The organism is Janibacter limosus (assembly GCF_004295485.1).
GTDB lineage: Bacteria > Actinomycetota > Actinomycetes > Actinomycetales > Dermatophilaceae > Janibacter > Janibacter limosus_A.
Genome location: NZ_CP036164.1, coordinates 808,515 through 832,629 on the forward strand (window position 1 = coordinate 808,515; position 24,115 = coordinate 832,629).

Genomic DNA, 24,115 nt, shown 5'->3' on the forward strand with positions numbered 1-24,115 from the left:
ACTCTGTCACAGGCCACGGACACGTCTGAGACGATTGGGGCATGGCGACAACTCCCGTTCAGATGTGGTTCGACCCGCTGTGCCCCTGGGCCTGGATGACCAGCCGCTGGCTGATGGAGGTCGAGCAGGTCCGCGACATCGAGGTCACCTGGTCGCAGATGAGCTTGTCCGTCCTCAACGAAGGGCGTGACCTCCCCGACGAGTACGTGGCCATGATGGAGCAGGGCTGGACCCCGGTGCGGGTCATCGCGGCCGCCCGCAAGGCGCACGGCGAGCAGGTCACCAAGCCGCTCTACGACGCGATCGGCACCCGCATCCACCTCGGTGGCGAGCAGGACTTCCGCGCGGCGACCGCGGCGGCGCTCGAGGAGGTCGGACTGCCCGCAGAGCTCATCGAGGCGGCCGACACCGACGCGCACGACGCCTTCCTGCGCGAGAGCCACGACCGGGCCATCGAGCTCGTCGGCGACGATGTGGGCACCCCGGTGATCTCCGTCGACGGTGTCGCCTTCTTCGGTCCGGTCGTCTCCCCGGCCCCGAAGGGGGAGGCCGCCGGCCGCCTCTTCGACGGCTGCGTCCTCGTCGCCGGCACCGACGGCTTCTTCGAGCTCAAGCGCTCCCGCACCCGCGACCCGATCTTCGACTGAGAGAGAGCATCGACCACATGCGCGTCCACATCGGTGGCGACCACGCCGCCTTCGAGCTCCACCAGGAGCTGCTGACCTTCCTCGCCGACGAGGGCCACGAGGTCACCGACCACGGTCCCTTCGAGTACGACGCCGTCGACGACTACCCGGTCTTCGTCATCCGCACCGCCCAGGCGGTCGCGGCCGACCCGGGCAGTCGCGGCATCGTCCTCGGCGGCTCCGGCAACGGCGAGCAGATGGCGGCCAACAAGGTCGCCGGGATCCGAGCGGCCCTGTGCTACAACGCCGATCTGGCCAGGCTCGCCCGTGAGCACAACGATGCCCAGGTCCTGTCGATGGGCGGGCGGATGCAGTCCGTCGAGGAGTCCAAGGAGATGGTGCGGGTCTTCCTCACCACGGACTTCACCGGCGAGGAGCGCCACCAGCGCCGGATCGACATGGTCAGCGCCTTCGAGGCCGACGGCACGGTCCCTCCGCTGCCCTGAGGCCTACCTGCGAGTAGCCGAAAGCCTGAGCATTCCGGGCCAGAGACCCGCTGTGATCGATCGCGGCGGGTCTCTCGCGTCTGCGGCAATACCACCCGAGACCCGCGGCGAGGGAGGATCGGAGGGTCTCTCTTTTGTCACAACCCTTCCCCCACGGGCGAATTGGTGCTTATGGTGCGGCTACGTCACCACACGGTGACGGTGCCGTCAGACCCGGGGAGTGCACGCTTGTCAGCCATCCTGCCCAGCCGGTTCCCCTCGTGGGCCGAGCGACGCTGGTTGCCGCGGACCCTGCCCGTCCTCGAGGGGCTGCCCCTCCTGGTCATCGTGCTGACCACCACCATCGCCATCACCTCGGCCCACCACGCCTGGCCGCTGAGCGTCCCGCTCGTCGCGCTCATCCCGCCCTGCCTCGTGGTGACCATGCTGTGCCCCATCCGCGACGTGTGGATCGTCTTCGGGTTCGTCGTGGCCTACGTGGCCTACGTCGTGCTCACCTCGAGCGACGGACTGGGCCGGCAGCTGCCGCTGCTGGTGTCGATGGGGCTCATGTACGCGCTGGCCGCCTCGCGCTCCCGCCACGGCGCCGCGGCCTTCGCGGGCAACCGGATGCTGGGTGACCTGCGCACCCGCCTGCTCAAGATGGGCGAGATCCCGACGCTGCCGACCGGCTGGCACGCGGAGCGGTCCTTCGCCACGGCCCACGGCAATGCCTTCGCCGGCGACTTCAACGTCACCTCCCGCAGCCGCTGCGGGCGCACCCTCGAGATGGTCCTCGCCGATGTCAGCGGCAAGGGGCAGGAGGCGGGCACCCGCGCGCTCGTCCTCGCGGGGGCGATCGGTGGGGTCATCGGGTCGTCCGAGCCCGAGCACGTGCTCCCGATGGCCAACGACTTCCTCGAGCGCGACGGCTGGGACGAGGGCTTCGCCACCGCGGTCCACGTCTGCCTCGACATGAGCACCGGGGAGGCCACCGTCTCCTCGGCCGGTCACCCGCCCGCCATGCACTACGACGCGGGCTGTGGTCGCTGGTCGGCCCTGGACGAGGTCCGTGGCCCCGCCCTGGGCTTCATCGCCGGCGCCGCCTACCCGACGGCCAGCACGGTCCTGCACCGCGGTGACGCCCTGCTGATCTACACCGACGGCATCATTGAGTCCCGTGCCCGTGACCTCGACGACGGGATCGACTGGATGCTCGGCGAGGCCGAGGCTCGGGTCTCCCAGGGCTTCTCCGGCCTGGTCAAGCGACTGGTCGTCGGCGGACGCGCCGGGGACGGGGACGACCGCGCCGCCGTCCTCATCTGGCGCGACTGAGCTCGCAGCGCGCTCGCCGTATCCTTTCGGCCGTGAGCACCTCCGAGCCCGACCCGCACAAGCAGCCGATGAACGACACCCCGTTGACCGACGACGGTCGCCGTCACCGGGCGACCGTGCGCACCTTCACCCCCCGCTGGCGCAACTCGCCGCGCGTCGACGAGCTGATGGAGCGACTGCTGCCGCGCTACGGCGTCCCGACGACACCGCTGGACCCCACTGAGCTCTTCGGCGCCAACGTGCCGGTCGTCCTCGAGATCGGCTCGGGCTACGGGGAGTCGGCCATCGCCTACGCCCGCGAGCACCCGGAGCACGGCATCATCGCCGCGGAGGTGCACGTCCCGGGCGTCGCCACGCTGATGGCCAAGGCGCAGGACCAGGGTCTGGACAACCTGCGCACCCATCGTGGTGACGCCATCGAGTACCTGCTGCAGTGCGTGGGGCCCGACCAGCTCGAGGCGGTCCACCTCTTCTTCCCCGACCCGTGGCCCAAGGTCAAGCACGCCAAGCGGCGCTTCGTCCAGCAGGACACCCTCGACATGATCCTGGAGCGCCTGCGCCCCGGAGGCCACCTGCTCATCGCCACCGACCACGCGGCCTATGCGGGCCACGTGCGCAGTCAGCTCGCCCAGCACCCTCGCGTCGCGGTGGTGGAGGGCGAGCGGCCCGCGTGGCGCCCGAGCGCCGGCTTCGAGGACAAGGGCAAGGCCGTCGGCCGGGAGATCCACGAGTTCCGGGTCACCGAGCAGTCCTGACCCCGACCTCGTCGCACTCCCGACCGGCGACCGTGCTCACCACCGGTGCGCGACGTCGATGACCAGACGCGAGTGGTCGCCGGGTCCGGCGAGCGCGAAGGCGCGCATCGGGAGCCGTGCGCGCACGCCCAGCCCGATCGTGCTCTGGCCCTCGAAGCTGCCCGCGGACGCCACCTGGCGGAAGGTCGCGTAGCCCGCGGTGTCGACGAGCTCTCGACTGTTGGCCGGCCGGTAGGTGGGCCGACCCGCGGCGTCGTACGAGGGCACCCGCACGATGATCCGCACGTCGGCGGCTCCTCGCAGGGGCACGGCCGTACCGCTGCCGTCCTGGCGGACGGTGGTCACGTAGCGCACGTCGTACTTGAGCCCGTGCGTCGCGTCGTCGACGTCGAGGACGAGCCGGTCGAAGCACGTGTGGCGCCCCGACCTCACACCCTCGAGGTGTCCCGAGCTGTAGCCCGAGCTGGTGTAGTCAGGCGTCGACCCCCACGTGATCCCGCAGTAGGGCGTGGCCGTGGCGGCCGGTGCGCTGAGCAGCAGTGCCCCGGCAGCCGCGACGGTGCCGATGCCGGCCCGTCCCATGATCCGATTCGTCTTCATGATGTCCATCCCTCCGTGCCGGGCCGGGGCCCGGTGCGATGTGACCCGTTTCACATCTCATGGATCCAGACGCACGAAGGGAGGGGCGGGTTGCGTCCACCAGTGGTCGGGTGGAATGCGGCTCAGCCGAAGAGGGGCTGGCCGATGTACTCGCCCTCGGCGGGACCCGGGGGGATGGCGAAGAGCGCCGACCCGGTGAACTTCAGGTACTCCATCATCGCGTCGTTCTTGGCCATGGAGTTCTGCATCGGGACGAACTGCGTGGCCGGGTCGCGCACGTAGGCGAGGAAGAACAAGCCGGCGTCCAGGGTGCCGAGGTCGGTCGACCCGTCGACGAAGTTGTAGCCGCGACGCAGGATGCGCACCCCGTCGTTGTGGTCGGGGTGGACGACGGCGACGTGCGAGTCCTTGGGCACGATCGGCCCGTCCTTGCCGGGCATCGCGAAGTCCGGGTCGTCGTGCTCCCGCCCGCCGGAGAGCGGGGCGCCGCTGTCCTTGGTGCGCCCGATGAGCGACTCCTGCTCGCCGAGCCCCTGCCGGTCCCAGGTCTCGATGACCATGTTGATCCGGCGCACGGCGAGGTAGGACCCACCGGCGAGCCAGTCGCCGCCGTGGTCGTCGGGCTGGACCCAGACGTGCTCGTCGAGCGCCTTGGCCTCCTCCGCCAGGACGTTCTTGGTGCCGTCCTTGAAGCCGAAGAGGTTGCGCGGGGTGGCCTGGCCGGCGGTGGTGCTCGAGGTGCGGCCGAAGCCCAGCTGGGACCACCGGACCGACACCGTCCCGAAGCCGATCCGCGCGAGGTTGCGGATCGCGTGGACCGCCACCTGGGGGTCGTCGGCGCAGGCCTGGACGCACAGGTCGCCCCGGCTGCGGGCCTGGTCGAGCTGGTCCCCGGGGAAGTGCGGCAGGTCCGTGAGCACCTCGGGCCGGCGGTCGGCCAGCCCGAAGCGGTCCTTGCCCTCGTCGTCGACGAAGAGCCCGGGGCCGAAGCCGAAGGTCAGGGTCAGTCGTGAGGGTGGCAGGCCGATGGCCTCGCCGGTGTCGTCAGGCGGCAGCCGGTAGTCGCCCTCGACGGGCCCGATCGGCCCGGCCGGGCCGCCGTCCATGAGCCGCTCGGCGGCGAGGGTCCACTCCTTCAGCAGCGAGATCAACCGTGCCCGCGACGTCGTGGTGACGTCGAAGGCGGCGAAGTGCAGCCGGTCCTGGACGGGTGTGGTGATCCCGGGCTGGTGGGTACCGCGCAGGGCGAAGGGGGAGGGGGGCGCCCCCTTCGTCGGCTCGGCAGCCGTCGCTCGCCCGGCGGTGAAGCCACCGGCGATGCCGATGGCCGAGGCCACCGCACCGGTGCCGATCATCGCGCGCCGCGACGGGCCCGAGGACGTGCTCTCGGTGGTCTCCTCCTCGGTCACACGACCGCCGCCGTCAGCTTCGACAGCGGCTCCGACAGCGCGTTGACCGCGTCGGAGAGGTCCTTGACCTCGGCCTTGGTGAGGTCGGTGTAGGAGACGAAGCCGTCGCCCTTCTTGTGCTGGTCCAGCAGCTTCTGCAGCTCGGCGAAGCGGGTGTCGAGCTGCTTGGCGAGGTCCTTGTCCCCGTTGGCCACGAGGACCGGTCGCACGCCGTCGTAGCCGACCTTGGCGCCGTCGACATTGGCCTGGAAGTCCCACAGGTCGGTGTGCGACCAGGCCTCCTCCTCGCCGGTGACCTTGCCCTTGGCGACCTCCTCGAGCAGGCCGCGGGAGCCGTTGGCGATCTGGTCGATGGTGAAGGTCATCTTCTGGATACGAGAGTCGAGCGTCGTGGTGTTCTTGAGCAGGTCCTGGCCGTAGGTCTTGCGCTGCGCGTCGGTGAGCGCGGTGTAGTCCTTGGCGTCCTGCGGCCACAGGTCCTTCTCGATGCGGTGCCAGCCGGTCCACTTCTGAGCGGGCTCGAGGTCGGCCTCGCGGGCGTCCATCTTGGGGTCGAGGTCGCCGAAGGACTCGGCGACGGTCTCGATCCGCTCCCAGTGCACCCGGGCCTTGGCGTAGAGGTCGCGCGCCTCGTCGTCCTTGCCGGCCTCGTAGAGCCGGACGAACTCCGTCGTCTTGGTGAGCAGCTGGTCGGACTGGTCCTTGACGTAGGTGGCGTAGTTGGTCTGGGCCTTCTCGACGTTGGCCTGGTCGCCCGCGCCGACGGGGGTGTCGGACTTCGTGACGGTGAAGCCGGCCCGGATGCCCTCGCCCTTCATCCCGGGCTTGCAGGCCGTCGAGTAGGTGCCCGCGGGCACGTTGACGACGAGGTCCCGCGAGAGCTGGGGACCGATGTTCTCCACCTCGCCGACGATGCGCAGCCCGTCCTCACCCAGGAGGTAGAACTCGGTGACCTGCTTGCCCGAGTTGGTGACCTCGAAGGTCACCGGGCCGGCCGGGACCTCGGTCGTCGAGACCTTGCAGGAGTCGTCGCTCGACGTGACGGTGACCTTGCCGTCGCTGCCGTCGGCACCGGTCGTGGGGGAGTTGCTCGTGCACGCGGCCAGTCCGGGCACGAGCAGGGCGAGGCTGGCGCCGGTGGCGAGGTGTCGCAGGTTCATCGAGGTCCTTGGTGTGTGGCGGATCTGGCGAAGGGGGTGCTCATGCCGACGCGACGGCCTGGCGGGGAGCGGTGGGCTGGGTCCGGCGGCGGCTGCCGCGGATGAAGAGGGCGAGGACCGGGACGACGTAGGCGACCCAGGCGAGGGCCTGCAGGAGCGTGGTCCGCGGCGTGAAGTTGAAGATGCCCTTGAGCAGGGTGGCGTACCAGGACGTCGGGTCGATGATGTGCGAGACGTCGAAGGCGAGGGTGTTCAGCCCCGGCAGGAAGCGCGCCTCCTGCAGGTCGTGGATGCCGTAGGCGAGGACGCCCGCGGCGACGAGCACGAGGAAGGCGCCGGTCCAGGTGAAGAAGGTCGACAGGTTGATCGAGATGGCGCCGCGGTAGATGAGCCAGCCGAGCACGACGGCGGTGGCCAGCCCCAGGGCAGCACCGAGCAGGGGCGTCCACGTCGAGCCGCGATCGCCGCTCACGGCGCGTGAGGTGGCCCAGAGGAAGAGGGCGGTCTCCAGCCCCTCGCGGCCGACCGCGAGGACGGCGACCACGACGAGGCCCCAGGCGCTCCCTTCGGCTGCCATGTCGATGCGGCCGCGGAGCTCGCTGCCCAGACCGCGGGCGGTGCGGGCCATCCAGAAGACCATCCAGGTGACGAAGCCGACAGCGATGATCGACAGGGTGCCGCCGATGAGCTCCTGGGCCTCGAAGGTCAGGCCGCGCGGGCCGAAGGTGAGCAGCGCGCCGAAGGCCAGGCTGATCGCGATGGCCACCGCGACACCGGTCCAGATGCGGGGGAGCAGGTGTCGCCGCTCGCTCTTGACGAGGTAGGCGACGAGGATGCTGACGACGAGGGCTGCTTCCAGGCCCTCGCGCAGACCGATGAGGTAGTTGGCGAGCACACCAAGGACAGTACTCCTGGTTTGGGCAGCCTCACCTAACAAGCGGTGAGTGTCTCAAGATCTGAAGAACGTGGAGCGGGCGACGGGAATCGAACCCGCGTAGCCAGTTTGGAAGACTGGGGCTCTACCATTGAGCTACGCCCGCGCGCTCGCCCACCAACTGGCCTGTGCCAGCGGGCGGTTGAGCAGGGGTTAGCCTAGACCCCGTTCGTGACTCGATCACAATCGGGGCGCGCGGGGTATGGCGCAGGTTGGTAGCGCGTCCGCTTTGGGAGCGGAAGGTCGTCGGTTCGAATCCGGCTACCCCGACACGATGTCCGACCCGCTGCGTGGTCGATCGGATGGCAGGCTGACGCCGTGACCTTCGACCCGGCGACCTACCTGGCCCTCGTGACCGCCCTGGCCGTGCTCTGCCAGGTGATCGCCTGGTCGGTGCGCATCCCCTCGATCCTCATCCTGCTGGTCGTCGGTTTCGCCCTGGGCCAGCTCGTCAGTCCCGACGAGGTCCTCGGGCGGGAGGTGCTCTTCGGCGGGGTCTCGCTCGCGGTCGGGATCATCCTCTTCGAGGGGAGCCTCTCCCTTCGCCTGCACGACATCCGTGACCTGCGCCGGCCGATCCTGCGGCTGTGCTCGGTGACCGTCGCCGTGGCGTGGGCGCTCATCACACTCACCGGCTGGCTGCTCGGGTTCCCGCTCGAGCTGGCCCTGCTCGTCGGCGCGATCCTCGTCGTCACCGGGCCGACCGTCATCGCACCGATCCTGCGCCAGCTGCGCCCGACCCGCCGGGTCGCGGCCCTTCTGCGGTGGGAGGGGATCGTCGTCGACCCGATCGGTGCGATCCTCGCGGTCCTCGTCTTCCAGGCGGTCCTCGCCGGGGCGTCCGCCGACCCGTGGTTGGCCGTCGCCAGGACCCTCGGCATCACCATCGTCACGGCGGTCGGCATCGCCCTCGTGCTGGGCATCGTCCTCGAGTACGCGATCAAGCGACGTCTGGTGCCGGACTTCCTCCACGGCGCGGTCTTCATCGCGGCGGCGGTCGGTGCCCTCTCGTTGTCCGACCTCGTGCAGGACGAGAGCGGCCTGCTCACCGTGACGATCCTGGGCATATACCTCGCCAACCGGCCCAACCTGCACCTCGAGCACGTCATCGAGTTCAAGGAGCACCTGCAGGTCCTGCTCGTCGGGATGCTCTTCGTCATCCTCGCCGGTCGGGTCGCCCCGGCCGAGGTCGTCGAGATCGCGCCCGTGGCGGGGGTCTTCGTCCTCGTGCTGGTGCTCGTGGTGCGGCCGGTGAGCATCGCGCTGGGGATCCGCGGCACTGCGGTGACCGGCAGGGAGCGACGGCTGCTGGCCTTCATGGCACCCCGCGGCATCGTGGCGGCGGCGGTGACGAGCGTCTTCGCCCTGGAGCTCTCGCACGCCGCGGAGGGAGTCGCGGACCCCGCCCAGGCGGCTCGACTGGAGCTGCTCGGCGAGGAGGCCGCCCGGATGGTGCCGCTCGTCTTCCTCGTCATCGTCGCGACGGTCGCGATCTACGGCCTCGGTGTCGGTCGGCTTGCCGAGCGGTTGGGTCTCGCGACGGCCTCACCGCAGGGCGTCGTCCTGGCGGGAGGTCCCGCGTGGGCCGTCGGGGTGGCAGAGCTCCTCGACGAGCTGGGCGTGCCCGTCGTGATCGTCTCGGACGACCCGTCGGAGATCTCCTCGGCGCGGATGGCCGGCGTACGTGCGGAGCGCGCCAACATCCTCAGCGACTACGCCGTGCGGGACATGGACCTGGCGGGGATGAAGACGCTGGTCGCCCTGACCGACGGCGACGAGCGCAATGCCACCGCTGCCCGCGAGTTCGCCCACGTGCTCGGACGCGGCAATGTCTTCCAGCTGGCCCCGCAGGCCCAGCAGGCCGTGGGCAAGGACCGCACCGAGACCGCCTCGCACCTCACCGCGCGGACCGCCTTCGCGCCGGCCCTGGGCCACGCGGAGCTGGCGGAGCGGGTCGCGGACCTGCGGGTCAAGCGGACCTCGCTGACCGAGCAGTACACCTTCGACGACTTCCAGCGGACCTACGACGGTGGGGCCATCGCCCTCTTCACCGTCGAGGACGACGAGGTCGAGGTCGTCACGGAGAAGACGGCCCTCGAGGGCGAGCTGACCCTGATCGCCCTCGTGCCCAGCACGGACTGACCCTCGGGCCTGCTCGGACCGACCCGCGGCCGGCTCAGGCCAGCAGCCTGGCCCTGAAGAGGTCCAGGACCTCCTCCAGCGCGGCCCGGGTCGGTGACCCGGCACGATCGACGAGGTGCTCGGTGAGCACGGAGTGGGGCGCGCCGATGCCGTCGGGGTTGGCGGCCTCGTCGTCGAGCTCGATGGCCACGAAGGCGTCGCCCAGGCGTCGGCGAAGCCCCTCGAACCGGGCGTCGGGGCAGAACTTGTCGCTGCGGAACCGCAGCCCCAGTACCTGCAGGCCTGCAGCGCAACGCTGCTCGACGACGGAGAGGTCCTCGTCGGAGATGTCGGTGACGGCCCCCCTTCGCCCACCGATCGCGAGGGGGAGGGAGGGCTGCGAGAGCACGGGCGCGACGACGACCTCGTCGGTCGCCATGGCGAGGGCGAACCCACCGGTGAGGCACATGCCGACGACGCCGACGCCGGGCCCGCCGCAGCGCTCGTGCTCGTGCCGGGCCAGGGCACGCATCCACGGGATGACCGGCGAGGTCCGCCCGACGGCGAGGAGGGCGAACTCGCGGCTGACGCAGATCTGCCCGATCGCGCGAGCGGCGGCGGTGACCGTCCCGAGGCGGCCGTGGGCGTCGGGGTGGATGTCGCGGCCGGTCGCCCCGAAGAGCACGGGCAGGACCACGGTGCACCCCAGGTCACGCACCCGCCGGGCGAAGCGGGCGACCTCGGGAGTGATGCCGGGGACCTCCGCGATGACCAGGACGGCCGGTCCGGTGCCGGACCTCAGGACGTCGTGGTCGACCCCGTCATGGCGGAAGTGCCCGGACGTGAAGTCGTCGAGCAGGTCGTCGCCCACGTCGACCTCAGTACTGCTGGTGGCCGGGGGCGGACGGACCGCCGAGGAGCTCGGTGAGGTGGGCGCGGCCACCGGCGCGCTCCAGGCTGCGCTCGAGCTTGGTGGCGATGCGCCGTGAGGGCCACACGTGCCAGATCATCGAGAGCAGCGCCCAGAAGCCGCCGACGAGGTAGACCCACGCGGAGCCGGTCACGGCGGCGCCGGCGAAGGAGAGGAGCGCCGGCGCCTCGGTGATGGCGAAGCGGAGGATCATCGACTGCTGCATGGCCGTCACCGACTGGCGCTGCGCAGCCTCGGGCTCGGTGCCCGGCGTGATGGCCGGGACCTTGTAGCCGATGGTCTCGGCCAGGCCGAAGGCCAGGAGGTTGAGGACGAAGAGCCCGCCCGCCACGAGCGGCGACGGGTACTCGTGCAGGTCGAAGACGAGGGCGGAGACGACCCCGAGGATCGGGACCATCGCGATGACGGACATGGCCAGGATGCGCTGCGCCTGCAGGCTCTGGGAGGGGCTTGTCGACGGCGTGGTCATGCGGACAACCTAACCGCGCATTCGTACCTGAGGGTGGCAACGGATACAGTGACTCTTCGTGTCCCGGTCCGCCGGGACGGTGCGTGCGCGCCCGACCGTCTCCACGATGGGTCGAGGGCCTGCGCCCCAATCCCCTTCGTCGTCCAGATCGTGTGGAGTGCCTGCAGTGAAGAGTGCCGTAGAGAACCTCAGCCCGACCCGGGTCAAGCTGACCGTCGAGGTCCCGAGCGAGGAGCTCCAGCCGCACGTCGACGCGGCCTTGAAGACCATCGGGAGCCAGATCCAGGTGCCCGGGTTCCGCGCCGGCCACGTGCCTGCTCGCATCATCGAGCAGCGCGTCGGCAAGGGCGCCGTGATCCAGGAGGCCGTCAACGAGGCCCTCCCCGAGTTCTTCGGCAAGGCCGTCGAGGAGACCGGTGTCAGCCCGATCGGCCAGCCTGAGGTCGACGTCACCGACGTCCCGATGACCGATGGCGAGGCGCTGAAGTTCACCGTCGAGGTCGACGTGCGCCCCGAGATCACCCTCCCGGACTACGACGGTCTGGAGGTCCAGGTCGACAACCTCGAGGTCACCGACGCCGACGTCGACGACAAGCTGACCGAGCTGCGCGAGCGCTTCGGCACCCTCGTCGGTGTCGAGCGTGCCGTCGAGACCGGTGACTTCGTCTCCATCGACCTCAAGGCCGAGCTCGACGGCGAGCCCGTCGACTCCGTCGAGGGCGTCTCCTACGAGGTCGGCTCGGGCAACATGCTCGAGGGCATCGACGAGGCCCTCGTCGGCATGACCCAGGGCGAGACCAAGGAGTTCTCCGCTCCGCTCGCCGGTGGCGACCAGGCCGGCCAGTCCGCCGACTGCACCGTGACCGTCCAGTCGGTCAAGGTGCGCGAGCTGCCCGAGGTCGACGACGACTTCGCCCAGATGGCCAGCGAGTTCGACACCGCCGACGAGCTGCGTGCCGACCTGACCAAGCAGGCCGAGCAGGCCAAGAAGTTCGAGCAGGGCATCCAGGCCCGCGACAAGGTCCTGGCCCACCTGCTCGACAACACCGAGATCCCGCTGCCCGAGGGCATCGTCGAGGCCGAGATCCACCAGCACCTGGAGCAGGAGGACCGTCTCGAGGACGACACCCACCGCGCCGAGGTCGACGAGTCCACGCGCTCCACGCTCAAGACCCAGTTCCTCCTCGACGCGCTCGCCGACGCCGAAGAGGTCGAGGTCGGCCAGCCCGAGCTCATCGAGTACCTCGTCATGCAGTCGCAGCAGTACGGCATGGACCCCAACCAGTTCGCCCAGCTGCTCGACCAGCAGGGTCAGGTCCAGGGCATGGTCGCCGAGGTCGCCCGCCGCAAGGCGCTGGCCGCGGCCCTCGACAAGGCCACGATCGTCGACGCCGACGGCAACGCCATCGACCTCGATGACATCGTCCCCGAGGGCGAGCGCGCCTCCGGTGACGTCGAGGACCTCGCCGGTGACGACGAGGCCCCCGAGACCGTCGAGTCCGAGGCGAGCGAGACCGCGGACGAGCAGGCCTGAGCCACGCTCCACCCCGACGAAGGGGGGTCACCGCCGGTCCGGCGGTGACCCCCTTCGTCATGCCCGCCCTTCGAGACGCTTGCTGCGCAAGCTCCTCAGGAATCGAGTGAGGACCAGATGCAGACCACGACCGCACGCAATGCCGTGCTCGCGACCTTCGCGGTGAGCGGGTTCGCCTTTGCCTCCTGGGCCGCGCGCATCCCGACGATCCGCACGCAGCTCGACCTCACTCCGGGCGAGCTCGGGCGGACCCTGCTCGTCGGGGCACTCGGCTCCGTGCTCGCGCTGCCCTTCGCCGGCCGGGTCATCACCGCGGTCGGTGCGGCGCGCACGGTGATGATCGGGGTCGTCACCGTCGCCCTGGGCCTGGTCGGGCTGGGCCTGGCGGTCGACGTCCTGGGAGACGTCGCCGTGACGGCAGCCGCGATCTTCGTCGTCGCCGTCGGGATCTCGCTGTGGGACGTCTCGATGAACCACGAGGGCGCGGCCGTCGAGCAGCGCCTCGGACGCACCGTCATGCCCGTCTTCCACGCCTTCTTCTCCGGCGGCACCGTCCTGGGTGCCCTCGTGGCCGCGGGGCTCGTGCGGCTGGACGTGCCGGTGATCGCGCACCTGTCGGCCGCTGGCATCACTGCGCTGGCCGTCGGGCTGTGGGTCCCGCGCCGGTTCCTCGCCCGCGACTTCGAGGCGGGGGAGGAAGGCTCCGTCGCGGAGCGGCCCGGCAGCGCCTGGCTCGAGCCGCGCACCCTCGTCATCGGTCTGGTCGTCCTCGTCGCCGCGCTCACCGAGGGCACGGCCAACGACTGGATCGCGCTCGCGGTCACGGAGGGCCACGACCAGCCCGAGGAGATCGGCGTGCTGGCCTTCGCGACCTTCCTCGCTGCCATGACCGCCGGTCGACTGCTCGGGGTGCGGCTGCTCGACCGGTACGGCCGCGTGCCGGTGCTGCGGGTGCTCTTCGTCCTGGCGATCCTGGGCTCGCTGCTCGTCGTCCTGGGCAACACCGCGACCGCCTTCGTCGGGGTCGTGCTGTGGGGCGTGGGCGCCAGCCTGGGCTTCCCGACGGGGATGAGTGCCGCGGCCGACGACCCGGCGCGGGCCGCCGCCCGCCTGTCCGTCGTGTCGACGATCGGCTACTTCGCCTTCATCGTCGGACCACCGCTGCTCGGCATGATCGCTGACCACACGGGGATCCTGCGATCCCTCCTCGTGGTCGGGCTGCTCGCGCTGCCGGCCCTGCTCGCCGTCCCGGCCGTGCGCGAGCGTGGGCCGCAGGGACGCTGACCCGGGCCGACCTGAATCCGCATTACCCTATGGCAATGCGGTTGGACAGATGTTCAACCGCGAGCGCACGAGGAGACACATGACTGACGGAGCCTTCGCCTCCCCCTTCCCCGTCGAGGACCCCGTGGCGCTCGCGGCGCTCGAGGTGGCCCAGTCGGGTCTTGCCGCCGCCGTACGCGCGCTCGCGGACGCGACCGTGCGCACCCGGGTCGCCGCTCCCGATCTCGCCGCCGTCGCCGAGCAGGTCGAGACGCTGACCGCGCGGCTGCTCGCCGAGGCCCAGGAGGGCCCGCTCGGACTCGAGACCGACAGCGCCGGTCGGCTGCGCGACCACGGCAACGCCATGGTCGGCATGCGCAACCCGATCGCCCCGCCGCTGGTCGTCACCGGCGACGAGAGCGGGAGCACCAGCTGCGCGTTGACTCTCGGCGCCGGCTACGAGGGGCCGCCCGGGTACGTCCACGGCGGGATCGTCGCGGCGGTCCTCGACCAGGTCCTCGGCTCGGTCCCGGCGCACCTGGGGCTGCCGGGCATGACCGCCTACCTCAACACGACCTACCGTCGACCGACCCCGCTCGGTGCACCGCTGCACTGCCGCGGCTGGGTCGAGCGCGTCGACGGGTGGAAGGTCCATGCGCGCGGGGAGATCCGCGATGCGCAGGACCTGGTGACCGCAGAGGCCGAGGCGCTCTTCGTCGTGCCCCGGTGGGCCCGCGAGCACCTCGATCGCCCCACGGGCGACGCGGCGGGGACTGCTCCCGGTGGCGAGGCCGCGCAGGAGCCGTCCGCGTCGTAGCGTGGGTGGCATGACTGACTTCGACGAGGTCGTGCCCGAGAGCGTCCCCGGTGGCGACCACCCCGAGGCGCTGGAGGTCGAGGAGCCGGGGGCACCCAACTTCGCCGACGTCTTCTTCCCGGCCCGTCCCAAGGCGCTGCGCCCCCGGGGGCGACTGCGGCACCAGGGCGCGCCCTCGGCCGCACAGGTGCGATCGGGCGAGCCCATCGGGTCCAACCCGGTCTACGTCGAGTGGCTGCGTGGGCAGTCGATGCTCCAGGACGCCAAGACGATCGCCGGGCAGTTCAGCGGCATCGGCGCCATGTGGCAGAACCCCTATGCCCAGCCGGACCCGCGTGCGGCGGTGCAGACGGCCTCGGTGTGGTTCACCGCCTACCCGATCTCGATGATCACCCGCCCGGGCCGCTCCTTCCTGGCCTCGCTCGCCGACCCGCGGCTGTGGCAGACCTTCCAGCGCATCGGGATCCAGGCGCTGCACACCGGCCCGGTCAAGCGGGCCGGTGGCCTGTCGGGGTGGAACCCCACACCGAGCGTCGACGGGCACTTCGACCGCGTCGCCACGCACATCGACGATCTCTTCGGCAGCGAGGAGGACTACCGCGAGATGTGCCGGGTGGCCGCCGAGCACGAGGGCACGGTCCTCGACGACATCGTCCCCGGTCACACGGGCAAGGGCGCCGACTTCCGCCTCGCCGAGCTGGGGGTCGACGACTACCCGGGGATCTACCACATGGTCGCCATCCCGCCCGACGAGTGGCACCTGCTGCCCGACGTCCCCGAGGGCCGCGACTCCGTCAACCTCGACGAGGCCGCGGAGGAGTCGCTCGCCGAGGCCGGACACATCGTCGGCGAGCTGCAGCGGGTGATCTTCCACGTCCCCGGCCTGAAGGACACCAACTGGTCGGCGACCGCGCCCGTGACCGGTCCTGACGGGGTGACCCGCCGCTGGGTCTACCTGCACTACTTCAAGGAGGGGCAGCCGTCGATCAACTGGCTGGACCCCACCTTCGCCGGGATGCGCCTGGTCATCGGCGACGCGCTGCACAGCCTCGGCGACCTCGGGTCCGGCGGCCTGCGGCTGGACGCCAACGGGTTCCTCGGCGTCGAGCGCACCCTCGACATCGGCCCCGCGTGGTCGGAGGGCCACCCGCTCTCGCAGGCCGCCAACCAGCTCATCGGGTCGATGGTGCGCAAGGTCGGCGGCTTCACCTTCCAGGAGCTCAACCTGTCCATCGAGGACATCCGGGACACGGCCGTGGGGGGCGCGGACCTCTCCTACGACTTCGTCAACCGGCCCGCCTACCACCACGCCCTGGCGACCGGCGACACCGAGTTCCTGCGGCTGACCCTGCGGGAGGCGATGGAGCTGGGCGTCGACTCCGCCGGGCTGGTCCACGCCCTGCAGAACCACGACGAGCTGACCTACGAGCTCGTCCACTTCGCCAGCCGGCACCGCGACGACGAGTTCACCTTCCGCGGCGAGACGACGAAGGGGGAGGACCTCGCCGAGACGATCCGGCAGGAGCTCACCGACGCCCTCACGGGCGACGCGGCGCCGTACAACCTCGTCTTCACCACCAACGGCATCGCCTCGACGACCGCGTCCGTCGTGACCGCCGCCCTCGGCCTGCGTGACCTCGACGCCCTCACCGAGGCCGACATCGAGCGGGTGCGTCGCGCCCACCTCCTGCTGGCGATGTTCAACGCCCTGCAGCCGGGGGTCTTCGCCCTGTCGGGGTGGGACCTCGTGGGTGCCCTGCCCATCCCGGCGCAGGAGATCGAGCCCCTGCTGCGCGAGGGTGACACCCGGTGGATCCACCGGCCGGCCTACGACCTGCTCGACGTGGCCCCGGCAGCGACGGCCTCCTCCTCCGGCATCCCGCGCTCGCGCGTGCTCTACGGGCCGCTCGATGCCCAGCTCGAGGACCCCGGTTCCTTCGCCTCCCGGCTGCGCGACGTGCTGCACCTGCGCGGCTACTTCGGTGTCGCGACGACCCGGCAGGTCGACGTGCCCGACGTCGCCCACCCCTCGATGCTCGTCATGGTCCACGAGTACGAGCAGGTCCCCGGGCAGCTGCAGCTCACCGTGCTCAACTTCGGCGAGGAGCCGGTCGTCGGCACCGTCATCAGCGAGGCGCTCGAGCCGGGGTCGCGACTGATGGACATGGGCGACGGGTCGGACTTCGGTGAGGTCGACCAGCTGCGTGGCTTCTCCGTCGAGCTCGACGGCTTCGGGGGGCTGGCCCTGCTGGTGACGCCGCCGCGGGGGTGAGCCACCCCCTTCGCCCTGCGGTTGCGCTCAGGGCGAACACGTGCGGTAGGCGGGAAACATGCTGGGGGAGCGGACGTTAGGGTCAGTGAAAGTCGTGAACCACGAGAGCAACCGCCACAGGGCGGAGAAGCGAGTGAGCGTGAGCAACAGCAGCGAGATCGTCGCGGCCGGCCCGCAGGGCGGGATGGGTCTCGACGACCACATCTACCAGCGCCTCCTCAAGGAGCGCATCATCTTCCTCGGCTCGGATGTGCGTGATGACAACGCCAACGCCATCTGCGCCCAGATGCTCCTCCTGGCCGCAGAGGACCCCGAGGCCGACATCTGGCTGTACATCAACAGCCCCGGTGGCTCGATCTCGGCCGGCATGGCGATCTACGACACGATGAAGTGGATCCCCAACGACGTCGCGACCGTGGCGATGGGCCTGGCCGCCTCGATGGGGCAGTTCCTGCTCTCGTCGGGCACCCAGGGCAAGCGCTACGCGACGCCGCACGCCCGCGTGATGATGCACCAGCCCTCGGGCGGCATCGGCGGCACGGCCTCGGACATCAAGATCCAGGCCGAGCAGATGCTCTTCGTCAAGGACCAGATGGCCGAGCTCATCGCCGAGCACACCGGGCAGACCATCGAGCAGATCCACAAGGACTCCGACCGCGACCGGTGGTTCGGCGCGGCGGAGGCCAAGGAGTACGGCTTCGTCGACCACGTCTTCGAGCGCTCCGACCAGGCCGGCCGCGGGGACGACAACCCCATCAGCGACTGAGCCCCGACCCGAGAGCCTCTGAGGAGAACCCATGAACTTCGACGCACAGCTGCGCACCCACCAGCCGGGCTCGGCCGCACTTCGCCCCGGCCCCTCCAACCGCTATGTCCTGCCGCAGTTCGAGGAGCGCACCTCGTACGGCATGAAGCGCACGGACCCGTACACCAAGCTCTTCGAGGACCGGATCATCTTCCTCGGGGTCCAGGTGGACGACGCCTCCGCGGACGACGTCATCGCCCAGCTCCTCGTGCTGGAGTCGATGGAGCCCGAGCGCGACATCCTGATGTACATCAACAGCCCCGGTGGTTCGTTCACGGCCATGACGGCGATCTACGACACCATGCAGTACATCCGTCCCGACATCCAGACCTTCGTCATCGGTCAGGCTGCGTCGGCGGCTGCGGTGCTCCTGGCCGCCGGTGCCCCCGGCAAGCGCTTCGCCCTGCCCAACGCCCGCGTCCTTATCCACCAGCCCGCGCTGGCCGGTGGTGAGTACGGCCAGGCCTCGGACATCGAGATCCAGGCCAACGAGGTGCTGCGCATGCGCACCTGGCTCGAGGAGACCTGGGCCACGCACTCGGGCAAGACCGCCGAGGAGGTCCGCGAGGACATCGAGCGCGACAAGATCCTCTCCGCGGCCGAGGCCAAGGAGTACGGCCTCATCGACGAGGTGCTCGCCCCCCGCAAGGCCACGCTCGAGGACTGAGCAGGACGACCACGACGCAGGGCCCCGGGACTCCCGGGGCCCTGCGTCGTGGTGCATCGTGCGGCGTGCACCTCGAGCCCGGGAGGACATCGTGGCGGAGTATGGGGTGGGGACAGTCACCGAGGCCGCCTCGGACGAGGTGTCGACGGATGGCCTGCTCCCCGACGCCGCAGCGGAGGCAGGGCCGTGGGTGATCCTCTCCGCGGTGCTCGTGGTGCTCGCCATGACCGGGCTCGGGCTGGTCCTGTGGTCGGTGCGGGTACGACGCCGGGGTCGGTGACGTCTGCGTTCCGCTGATAGCGGAACGGGGCGACGCGCGCCCTTCGAGCGGTGTCCAATGGAGGAGGAGACCGACCCCGTTGGGTACGGTCGAGGCAACGCGACCACAGTGGTCGACCCGGGATGAGAGGACACCCTGACGTGGCACGAGTCGGCGAGAGCGGCGATCTGCTCAAGTGCTCCTTCTGCGGCAAGTCCCAGAAGCAGGTCAAGAAGCTCATCGCCGGTCCCGGGGTGTACATCTGCGACGAGTGCATCGACCTGTGCAACGAGATCATCGAGGAGGAGCTCACCGACGGCGGTGACCTCGGCCTCGACGAGCTGCCCAAGCCGCGCGAGATCTACGACTTCCTCGAGACCTACATCATCGGCCAGGACAAGGCCAAGAAGGCCCTGGCCGTCGCCGTGTACAACCACTACAAGCGCATCCAGGCCGACGAGGGTGCCGCCGCCAAGCGCGACGAGGACCACGTCGACATCGCCAAGTCCAACATCCTGCTCGTCGGGCCGACCGGCTGCGGCAAGACCTACCTGGCGCAGACCCTCGCCCGGATGCTCAACGTCCCCTTCGCCATCGCCGACGCGACGGCGTTGACCGAGGCCGGCTACGTCGGCGAGGACGTCGAGAACATCCTCCTGAAGCTCATCCAGGCCGCGGACTACGACACCAAGAAGGCCGAGCAGGGGATCATCTACATCGACGAGATCGACAAGGTGGCCCGCAAGTCCGAGAACCCGTCGATCACGCGCGATGTCTCCGGCGAGGGCGTCCAGCAGGCCCTGCTGAAGATCCTCGAGGGGACCACCGCGTCGGTCCCGCCGCAGGGTGGCCGCAAGCACCCGCACCAGGAGTTCATCCAGATCGACACGACCAATGTCCTCTTCATCGTCGGCGGTGCCTTCGCCGGTCTGGAGAAGATCATCGAGTCGCGCGTGGGCAAGAAGGGCCTGGGCTTCGGCTCCCAGCTGCACAAGGCGAGCGACATGGCCGAGGCGATCACCGACGTCATGCCCGAGGACCTGATGAAGTTCGGCCTGATCCCCGAGTTCATCGGCCGGCTGCCGATCATCACGACGGTCACGCCGTTGGATCGTGGCGCGCTCGTCCAGATCCTCTCCGAGCCCAAAAATGCCTTGGTCAAGCAGTACCGCAAGATGTTCGCCATCGACGGTGTCGAGCTCGAGTTCACCGACGACGCACTCGAGGCCATCGCCGACTCTGCCATCGCCCGCGCCACCGGCGCCCGTGGCCTGCGCGCGATCCTCGAGGAGGTCCTCATGCCGGTCATGTTCGACACCCCGAGCGACGAGGGCATCAAGCAGATCGTCGTGACCTCCGAGGTCGTGCGCGACAACGTCCTGCCGACGATCGTGCGCCACGAGGAGAGCGGCAAGCGCAAGCACAAGCGCTCCGCCTGACCCGATGTCCTCGCCCCCGTCGCCTGACAGGATGGAGCGGTGAGCGCGCCCTTCCGCCTCGTGCAGGGGTCCTCGGGACCACGACAGCAGAGCCCGACGACCTGTGGCTCCGCGTGCGCGACGGTCGCCCGGATGCTCGTGGACCCTCCCTTCGCCCGATGGATCACCGCTGGGGAGGGGCACCTCGTCCCGGGGGCCGAGGGGACGACCACGGCCGAGCGGTTTGCCGCCTGGGAGCGGACCGTGCACCAGCGCACCAACGGCTGGCACGAGCCGGCGGGCGGACTCTCCCTCGGCTGGCCCCGGGCGCTCGGCACGCCACCGTGGGGGATGAAGCACGAGCTCGAGCACGGCGCCTCACGGACCGGCACCCGCTACCGGATGCTCTCGGTGCGGGCCCACTCGCAGGAGTCGCTGCGGGCTCGCTACCGCCGGCTTCTCGACCTCGTCGTCGAGGGCGAGCCAGCGGTGCTCTACGTCGGCAACCACCTGCTGCCACGACACGTGGTCCTCGTGCTCCCCGGTGAGCGGCCGGACGCGCTCGACGTCTACGAGCCCGCCAGCGGCACCGTGCAGCCGCTCGAGCAGGAGCCCTTCGTGCGCCGCCGGCTGGATCTCGGCGGCTGGTCGGTGCCGTGGATCCTCGTCCAGCCCACCGGTCACCGCCGCGTGTACGCGCGGGCGGCCACGCGCAGCGCGTGGGCGCTCCCGTCGATGGCCCGCGAGGCCTCGTCCTCGGTCAGTTCTTCGGGGGCTTGACGAAGGGGATCAGCTCGACGTCGGTGAGCGCCACCTCGTCGCCCTCCACGTGGTCGAAGCTGCCGGTGAGCCGGCCCGCTGCCCGCAGGTCGGCCTCGCCGACGCGCACCAGCTCGGCGGTCGCGGCCGGTGCCACGAGCGTCGCCGCGGTGATCTCGCTGCGCATGCCGACCTTGGCGTCCGACTTGGCCTTGCGGACCTGGCTGAGCGCCTCGCCGACAGCACCCAGGACGGCCGGGTCGCCGCCGGTCGGCAGCTCCTCGACGGTGGGCCAGGAGGCGCGGTGCACCGAGCCGGCCTTCCACCAGGACCAGACCTCCTCGGCGGCGTAGGGCAGCACCGGGGCGAGCAGGCGCAGCAGCGCATCGAGGGCCAGCCGCAGGGCGGCCCGAGCCGAGGCGGTGTCCTGCGGGTCCTGACCCTGACTGCCGTGGGCGCGGTCCTTGATGAGCTCGATGTAGTCGTCGCAGAAGGTCCAGAAGAAGGTCTCGGTGACCGACAGGCTGCGGGTGTAGTCCCAGGCCTCGAAGCCGGCGGTCGCCTCGGTGACCACCTGGCGCAGGGCGGCGAGCATCGACTGGTCGAGCGGGTTGGTGACCGCGCTCGCGAGGTCACCCTCGACCTCGCCGAAGCCGAGGGCGAACTTGCTCGCGTTGAGCAGCTTGATGGCCAGCCGGCGGCCGATCTTCATCTGGCCGGTGTCGTAGGCGGAGTCGGTGCCCAGACGGCTCGAGGCCGCCCAGTACCGCACCGCGTCGGCGCTGTGCTCGACGACGACGTCCTCGGGGGTGACGACATTGCCCTTGGACTTGCTCATCTTCTTGCGGTCCGGGTCGAGGATCCACCCGGAGATCGCCGCGTTCTTCCACGGGGCGACGCCGTGCTCGTGGTGCGAGCGCACGACGGTCGCGAAGAGCCAGGTGCGGATGATGTCGTGGCCCTGGGGGCGCACGTCCATCGGGAAGATCTTGTCGAAGAGGCCGCTCTCGCCGCGCTCGGAGGCGAGCCAGTCGCCGGCGATCTGCGGGGACAGCGACGAGGTGGCCCAGGTGTCCATGACGTCGGGGTCGCCGGTGAAGCCGCCGGGCTGGTCGCGCTGGTCGGGCGTGTAGCCGGCGGGGACCTGCGCCATCGGGTCGATCGGGAGCTGGTCCTCGGTGGGCACGAGCGGGGTCTCGTACTGCGGCTGGCCGTCGGCGTCGAGCGGGTACCAGACGGGCAGCGGGATGCCGAAGAAGCGCTGACGCGAGATGAGCCAGTCGCCGTTGAGCCCGGCAACCCAGTTCTTGTAGCGCGACTTCATGAAGGCCGGGTGGAAGTCGATCTCGTCCCCGCGAGCCTGCAGGGCCTCGTTGAGCTCGACGTCGCGGCCGCCGTTGCGGATGTACCACTGGCGCGAGGTGACGATCTCGAGCGGCTTCTCGCCGCGCTCGTAGAAGTTGGCCTTGCGCTGGGTCTTCTCCGGCTCGCCGTCGAGGTCACCGGAGGCACGCAGGGCCTCGACGACCACCTCGCGGGCGGAGTGCACGGTCTTGCCGGACATCTCCTCGAAGACCTCGGCTCCCTTCGCGCTGCCGGCGGAGGCGACCCACTCCGGGGTCTCACCGAGGATGCGACCGGCGCGGGTGACGACCGAGCGGGTGGGCAGCTGCAGCTCGCGCCACCAGATGACGTCGGTGAGGTCGCCGAAGGTGCAGCACATGGCGATGCCCGCGCCCTTGTCCATCTCGGCGCCGCGGTGGGCCACGACGGGCACCTCGACGCCGAAGATCGGGGAGGTCACGCTCGTGCCGAAGAGCGCCTGGTAGCGCTCGTCGTCGGGGTGGGCGATGAGGGCGACGCACGCCGGCAGCAGCTCGGGGCGGGTCGTCTCGATGTGCACCGGGCCGTCGGCGCCGTGGAAGGCGACGCGGTGGTAGGCCCCCGGGTAGTCGCGGGCCTCGAGCTCGGCCTGCGCGACGGCGGTCTGGAAGGTGACATCCCACAGTCCCGGCGCCTCGGCGGTGTAGGCCTCGCCGCGGGCCAGGTTGCGCAGGAAGGCGGTCTGCGCGGTCGCGCGGGAACGCTCGTCGATGGTGCGGTACTGGATCCGCCAGTCGAGGCTGAAGCCCAGGCGGCGGAAGAGGGACTCGAAGGCCTCCTCGTCGCGGACGGTCAGCTCGTCGCACAGCTCGATGAAGTTCTGCCGGCTGACCGGGACCTGGTCGGCTGCCTTGATGGTCTTGGTCGTCCCCTCGAAGGGGGGAGTGAAGTCCGGGTCGTAGGGCAGCGAGGAGTCGCCGCGCACGCCGTAGTAGTTCTGCACCCGCTTCTCCGTCGGCAGGCCGTTGTCGTCCCACCCGATCGGGTAGAAGACGTTGAAGCCCTGCATCCGCTTGTAGCGGGCCATGCAGTCGGTGTGGGTGTAGCTGAAGACGTGCCCCATGTGCAGCGACCCGCTGGCCGTCGGCGGCGGGGTGTCGATGGAGAAGACCTGCTCGCGGGCACCCTCGCGGTCGAAGGCGTAGGTGTCCTGCTCGCGCCATACCGAGCCCCACGTGTCCTCGAGGCCGTCCAGCGAGGGACGGTCCGGGATGCGGGCGGTGTCGGGGGCAGGGGAGTGCTCGGTCATGGGCCCGATCTTCCCATTGCGAGAGGCTGGCCGACCAATCGGGCAGCTTCCTGCCGCAGCATCGCGCGAGACCGTAGTGTGTGGCCATGCGCCGCCCCGAGCCCTTGTACCGAGCAGTCATCATGCTTGCCCGCACCATCTTCCTGATCAACGGCTATCGCTTCACCATCAAGGGTGAGCGCCATGTCCCCAGGACGGGCGGCGCGGTGATGGCGATCAACCACACCGGCTACATCGACTTCGTCCTCGCGGGTCTGGGCGCCCGCAAGAGCCGCCGCTGGGTGCGCTTCATGGCCAAGAAGTCGATCTGGCAGCACTGGCTGGCCGGTTTCTTCATGCGCGGGCTCAAGCACATCCCGGTCGATCGTCGTGCGGGCGGGGCTGCCTTCAAGGAAGCCGTGGCCAAGCTGAGCGACGGCGAGGTCGTCGGCGTCTACCCCGAGGCCACGATGTCACGCTCCTTCGAGATCAAGGAGCTGAAGAAGGGCACCGCACGGATGGCCCAGGAGTCGGGGACGCCGATCCTGCCGACGATCGTGTGGGGCGCCCACCGCATCTGGACCAAGGACGTGCCCAAGCGGCTGGGCCGCACCAAGTTCCCGATCCACATCACCATCGGCGAGCCGATCCACGTGGGTCCCGACGACGACATCACGGCGGTCACCGAGCAGCTGCGCGAGGTCATGAAGCAGCTGCTCGACGAGACCATCGCGGCCTACCCGAAGCTCACGGGCGACGAGCTGCGCTTCCTGCCCGCACGGCTCGGTGGCACGGCCCCCTCCTACGAGGTCGCCTACGCCAAGGACCACAAGGACATGACCCGGGTCAAGGACCAGTTCACCAAGGACTGACGCGCCGTGCGTC

General features: G+C 70.4%; 22 protein-coding genes and 2 tRNA genes. 16 read left to right on the forward strand and 8 right to left on the reverse strand.

Annotation, left to right across the window (positions count from 1 at the left end; translation table 11 throughout):
* Positions 1-41 precede the first annotated feature (41 nt).
* The 4 genes from EXU32_RS03950 to trmB all read left to right on the forward strand — a co-directional run bounded on the left by EXU32_RS03950 (position 42) and on the right by trmB (position 3,201).
* On the forward strand, positions 42-647 hold the full coding sequence (locus tag EXU32_RS03950) for a DsbA family protein (protein ID WP_130628729.1): 606 nt from the start codon (positions 42-44) through the stop codon (positions 645-647).
* Between the two features lie 17 nt (positions 648-664).
* On the forward strand, positions 665-1,132 hold the full coding sequence (locus EXU32_RS03955) for a ribose-5-phosphate isomerase (protein ID WP_130628730.1): 468 nt from the start codon (positions 665-667) through the stop codon (positions 1,130-1,132).
* A 228-nt stretch (positions 1,133-1,360) separates the two neighbouring features.
* Complete coding sequence (locus EXU32_RS03960; protein WP_165399569.1) at positions 1,361-2,446, forward strand: PP2C family protein-serine/threonine phosphatase; 1,086 nt, start codon at positions 1,361-1,363, stop codon at positions 2,444-2,446.
* A 32-nt stretch (positions 2,447-2,478) separates the two neighbouring features.
* Complete coding sequence (gene trmB / locus EXU32_RS03965; RefSeq protein WP_130628732.1) at positions 2,479-3,201, forward strand: tRNA (guanosine(46)-N7)-methyltransferase TrmB; 723 nt, start codon at positions 2,479-2,481, stop codon at positions 3,199-3,201.
* Positions 3,202-3,237: 36 nt separating this feature from the next.
* Here trmB and EXU32_RS03970 read toward each other — a convergent pair whose 3' ends face one another.
* The 5 genes from EXU32_RS03970 to EXU32_RS03990 form a co-directional block, all read right to left on the reverse strand.
* Complete coding sequence (locus tag EXU32_RS03970; RefSeq protein WP_130628733.1) at positions 3,238-3,801, reverse strand: AMIN-like domain-containing (lipo)protein; 564 nt, start codon at positions 3,799-3,801, stop codon at positions 3,238-3,240.
* 122 nt (positions 3,802-3,923) lie between these two features.
* Positions 3,924-5,210 (reverse strand): iron uptake transporter deferrochelatase/peroxidase subunit, encoded by a 1,287-nt coding sequence (gene efeB, locus EXU32_RS03975; protein ID WP_242612875.1) that lies wholly within the window; start codon positions 5,208-5,210, stop codon positions 3,924-3,926.
* Positions 5,207-6,370, reverse strand: a complete 1,164-nt coding sequence (gene efeO, locus EXU32_RS03980; protein ID WP_130628734.1) for an iron uptake system protein EfeO — start codon at positions 6,368-6,370, stop codon at positions 5,207-5,209. The genes efeB and efeO overlap by 4 nt, the downstream gene beginning before the upstream one ends.
* A 40-nt stretch (positions 6,371-6,410) precedes the next feature.
* Positions 6,411-7,265, reverse strand: a complete 855-nt coding sequence (gene efeU / locus EXU32_RS03985) for an iron uptake transporter permease EfeU (protein ID WP_130628735.1) — start codon at positions 7,263-7,265, stop codon at positions 6,411-6,413.
* Between the two features lie 71 nt (positions 7,266-7,336).
* Positions 7,337-7,410: transfer RNA gene (locus EXU32_RS03990), tRNA-Gly, on the reverse strand.
* 90 nt (positions 7,411-7,500) lie between these two features.
* On the opposite strand from EXU32_RS03990, the gene EXU32_RS03995 reads away from it, so the two are divergent.
* Positions 7,501-7,574 (forward strand) — tRNA-Pro (locus tag EXU32_RS03995).
* Positions 7,575-7,622: 48 nt separating this feature from the next.
* Positions 7,623-9,446 (forward strand): cation:proton antiporter, encoded by a 1,824-nt coding sequence (locus EXU32_RS04000; protein ID WP_130628736.1) that lies wholly within the window; start codon positions 7,623-7,625, stop codon positions 9,444-9,446.
* A 34-nt stretch (positions 9,447-9,480) separates the two neighbouring features.
* On the opposite strand, the gene EXU32_RS04005 is transcribed toward EXU32_RS04000, so the two are convergent.
* Both EXU32_RS04005 and EXU32_RS04010 read right to left on the reverse strand, forming a co-directional pair.
* Positions 9,481-10,296, reverse strand: coding sequence for a dienelactone hydrolase family protein (locus tag EXU32_RS04005; protein ID WP_130628737.1), 816 nt, complete (start codon positions 10,294-10,296; stop codon positions 9,481-9,483).
* A gap of 7 nt (positions 10,297-10,303) precedes the next feature.
* The gene (locus tag EXU32_RS04010) at positions 10,304-10,825 is read right to left on the reverse strand and encodes a hypothetical protein (RefSeq protein WP_130628738.1); all 522 of its coding nucleotides are present in this window, start codon (positions 10,823-10,825) and stop codon (positions 10,304-10,306) included.
* A gap of 166 nt (positions 10,826-10,991) precedes the next feature.
* Here EXU32_RS04010 and tig point away from each other — a divergent pair, with 166 nt between their 5' ends.
* The 9 genes from tig (at position 10,992) to EXU32_RS04055 (ending at position 20,640) form a co-directional block, all read left to right on the forward strand.
* Positions 10,992-12,359, forward strand: coding sequence for a trigger factor (gene tig, locus EXU32_RS04015; protein ID WP_130628739.1), 1,368 nt, complete (start codon positions 10,992-10,994; stop codon positions 12,357-12,359).
* A 117-nt stretch (positions 12,360-12,476) separates the two neighbouring features.
* Positions 12,477-13,643 carry an MFS transporter gene (locus EXU32_RS04020; protein WP_130628740.1) on the forward strand — a complete coding sequence of 389 codons (1,167 nt, stop codon included), beginning with the start codon at positions 12,477-12,479 and terminating at the stop codon, positions 13,641-13,643.
* Positions 13,644-13,722: 79 nt separating this feature from the next.
* On the forward strand, positions 13,723-14,439 hold the full coding sequence (locus EXU32_RS04025) for a PaaI family thioesterase (protein ID WP_165399570.1): 717 nt from the start codon (positions 13,723-13,725) through the stop codon (positions 14,437-14,439).
* 10 nt (positions 14,440-14,449) lie between these two features.
* Positions 14,450-16,711: a maltose alpha-D-glucosyltransferase gene (gene treS, locus EXU32_RS04030; protein WP_130628742.1), complete on the forward strand. Its 2,262-nt coding sequence runs from the start codon at positions 14,450-14,452 to the stop codon at positions 16,709-16,711.
* 184 nt (positions 16,712-16,895) lie between these two features.
* Entirely contained in the window at positions 16,896-17,477 is a 582-nt protein-coding gene (locus EXU32_RS04035) for an ATP-dependent Clp protease proteolytic subunit (protein WP_130631039.1), read from the forward strand.
* A 31-nt stretch (positions 17,478-17,508) separates the two neighbouring features.
* Entirely contained in the window at positions 17,509-18,183 is a 675-nt protein-coding gene (locus EXU32_RS04040; RefSeq protein WP_130628743.1) for an ATP-dependent Clp protease proteolytic subunit, read from the forward strand.
* A 91-nt stretch (positions 18,184-18,274) separates the two neighbouring features.
* Entirely contained in the window at positions 18,275-18,463 is a 189-nt protein-coding gene (locus EXU32_RS04045) for a hypothetical protein (protein ID WP_130628744.1), read from the forward strand.
* A gap of 140 nt (positions 18,464-18,603) precedes the next feature.
* Positions 18,604-19,881 (forward strand): ATP-dependent Clp protease ATP-binding subunit ClpX, encoded by a 1,278-nt coding sequence (clpX, locus tag EXU32_RS04050; RefSeq protein ID WP_130628745.1) that lies wholly within the window; start codon positions 18,604-18,606, stop codon positions 19,879-19,881.
* A gap of 39 nt (positions 19,882-19,920) precedes the next feature.
* Complete coding sequence (locus EXU32_RS04055) at positions 19,921-20,640, forward strand: hypothetical protein (RefSeq protein WP_242612877.1); 720 nt, start codon at positions 19,921-19,923, stop codon at positions 20,638-20,640.
* Here the strand turns inward: EXU32_RS04055 and valS are convergent.
* Positions 20,621-23,251, reverse strand: coding sequence for a valine--tRNA ligase (gene valS, locus EXU32_RS04060; RefSeq protein ID WP_130628746.1), 2,631 nt, complete (start codon positions 23,249-23,251; stop codon positions 20,621-20,623). The two genes, EXU32_RS04055 and valS, sit on opposite strands and share 20 nt — an antisense overlap.
* An 86-nt stretch (positions 23,252-23,337) precedes the next feature.
* Between valS and EXU32_RS04065 the strand changes: the two genes are divergently transcribed.
* A complete protein-coding gene (locus tag EXU32_RS04065) occupies positions 23,338-24,102 on the forward strand; it encodes a lysophospholipid acyltransferase family protein (RefSeq protein WP_130628747.1) in 765 nt (254 codons plus the stop codon).
* Positions 24,103-24,115: the final 13 nt, after the last annotated feature.

What these genes read in the sequence shown, in the direction of transcription:
- efeO (WP_130628734.1), bottom strand. Translation starts at nt 6,370, where the DNA reads ATGAACCTGCGACACCTCGCCACCGGCGCCAGCCTCGCCCTGCTCGTG.
- EXU32_RS04040 (WP_130628743.1), top strand. Translation starts at nt 17,509, where the DNA reads ATGAACTTCGACGCACAGCTGCGCACCCACCAGCCGGGCTCGGCCGCA.
- EXU32_RS04035 (WP_130631039.1), top strand. Translation starts at nt 16,896, where the DNA reads ATGGGTCTCGACGACCACATCTACCAGCGCCTCCTCAAGGAGCGCATC.
- treS (WP_130628742.1), top strand. Translation starts at nt 14,450, where the DNA reads ATGACTGACTTCGACGAGGTCGTGCCCGAGAGCGTCCCCGGTGGCGAC.
- EXU32_RS03970 (WP_130628733.1), bottom strand. Translation starts at nt 3,801, where the DNA reads ATGAAGACGAATCGGATCATGGGACGGGCCGGCATCGGCACCGTCGCG.
- EXU32_RS04010 (WP_130628738.1), bottom strand. Translation starts at nt 10,825, where the DNA reads ATGACCACGCCGTCGACAAGCCCCTCCCAGAGCCTGCAGGCGCAGCGC.
- EXU32_RS04065 (WP_130628747.1), top strand. Translation starts at nt 23,338, where the DNA reads ATGCGCCGCCCCGAGCCCTTGTACCGAGCAGTCATCATGCTTGCCCGC.
- EXU32_RS04025 (WP_165399570.1), top strand. Translation starts at nt 13,723, where the DNA reads ATGACTGACGGAGCCTTCGCCTCCCCCTTCCCCGTCGAGGACCCCGTG.
- valS (WP_130628746.1), bottom strand. Translation starts at nt 23,251, where the DNA reads ATGACCGAGCACTCCCCTGCCCCCGACACCGCCCGCATCCCGGACCGT.
- EXU32_RS03950 (WP_130628729.1), top strand. Translation starts at nt 42, where the DNA reads ATGGCGACAACTCCCGTTCAGATGTGGTTCGACCCGCTGTGCCCCTGG.
- EXU32_RS03955 (WP_130628730.1), top strand. Translation starts at nt 665, where the DNA reads ATGCGCGTCCACATCGGTGGCGACCACGCCGCCTTCGAGCTCCACCAG.
- EXU32_RS04020 (WP_130628740.1), top strand. Translation starts at nt 12,477, where the DNA reads ATGCAGACCACGACCGCACGCAATGCCGTGCTCGCGACCTTCGCGGTG.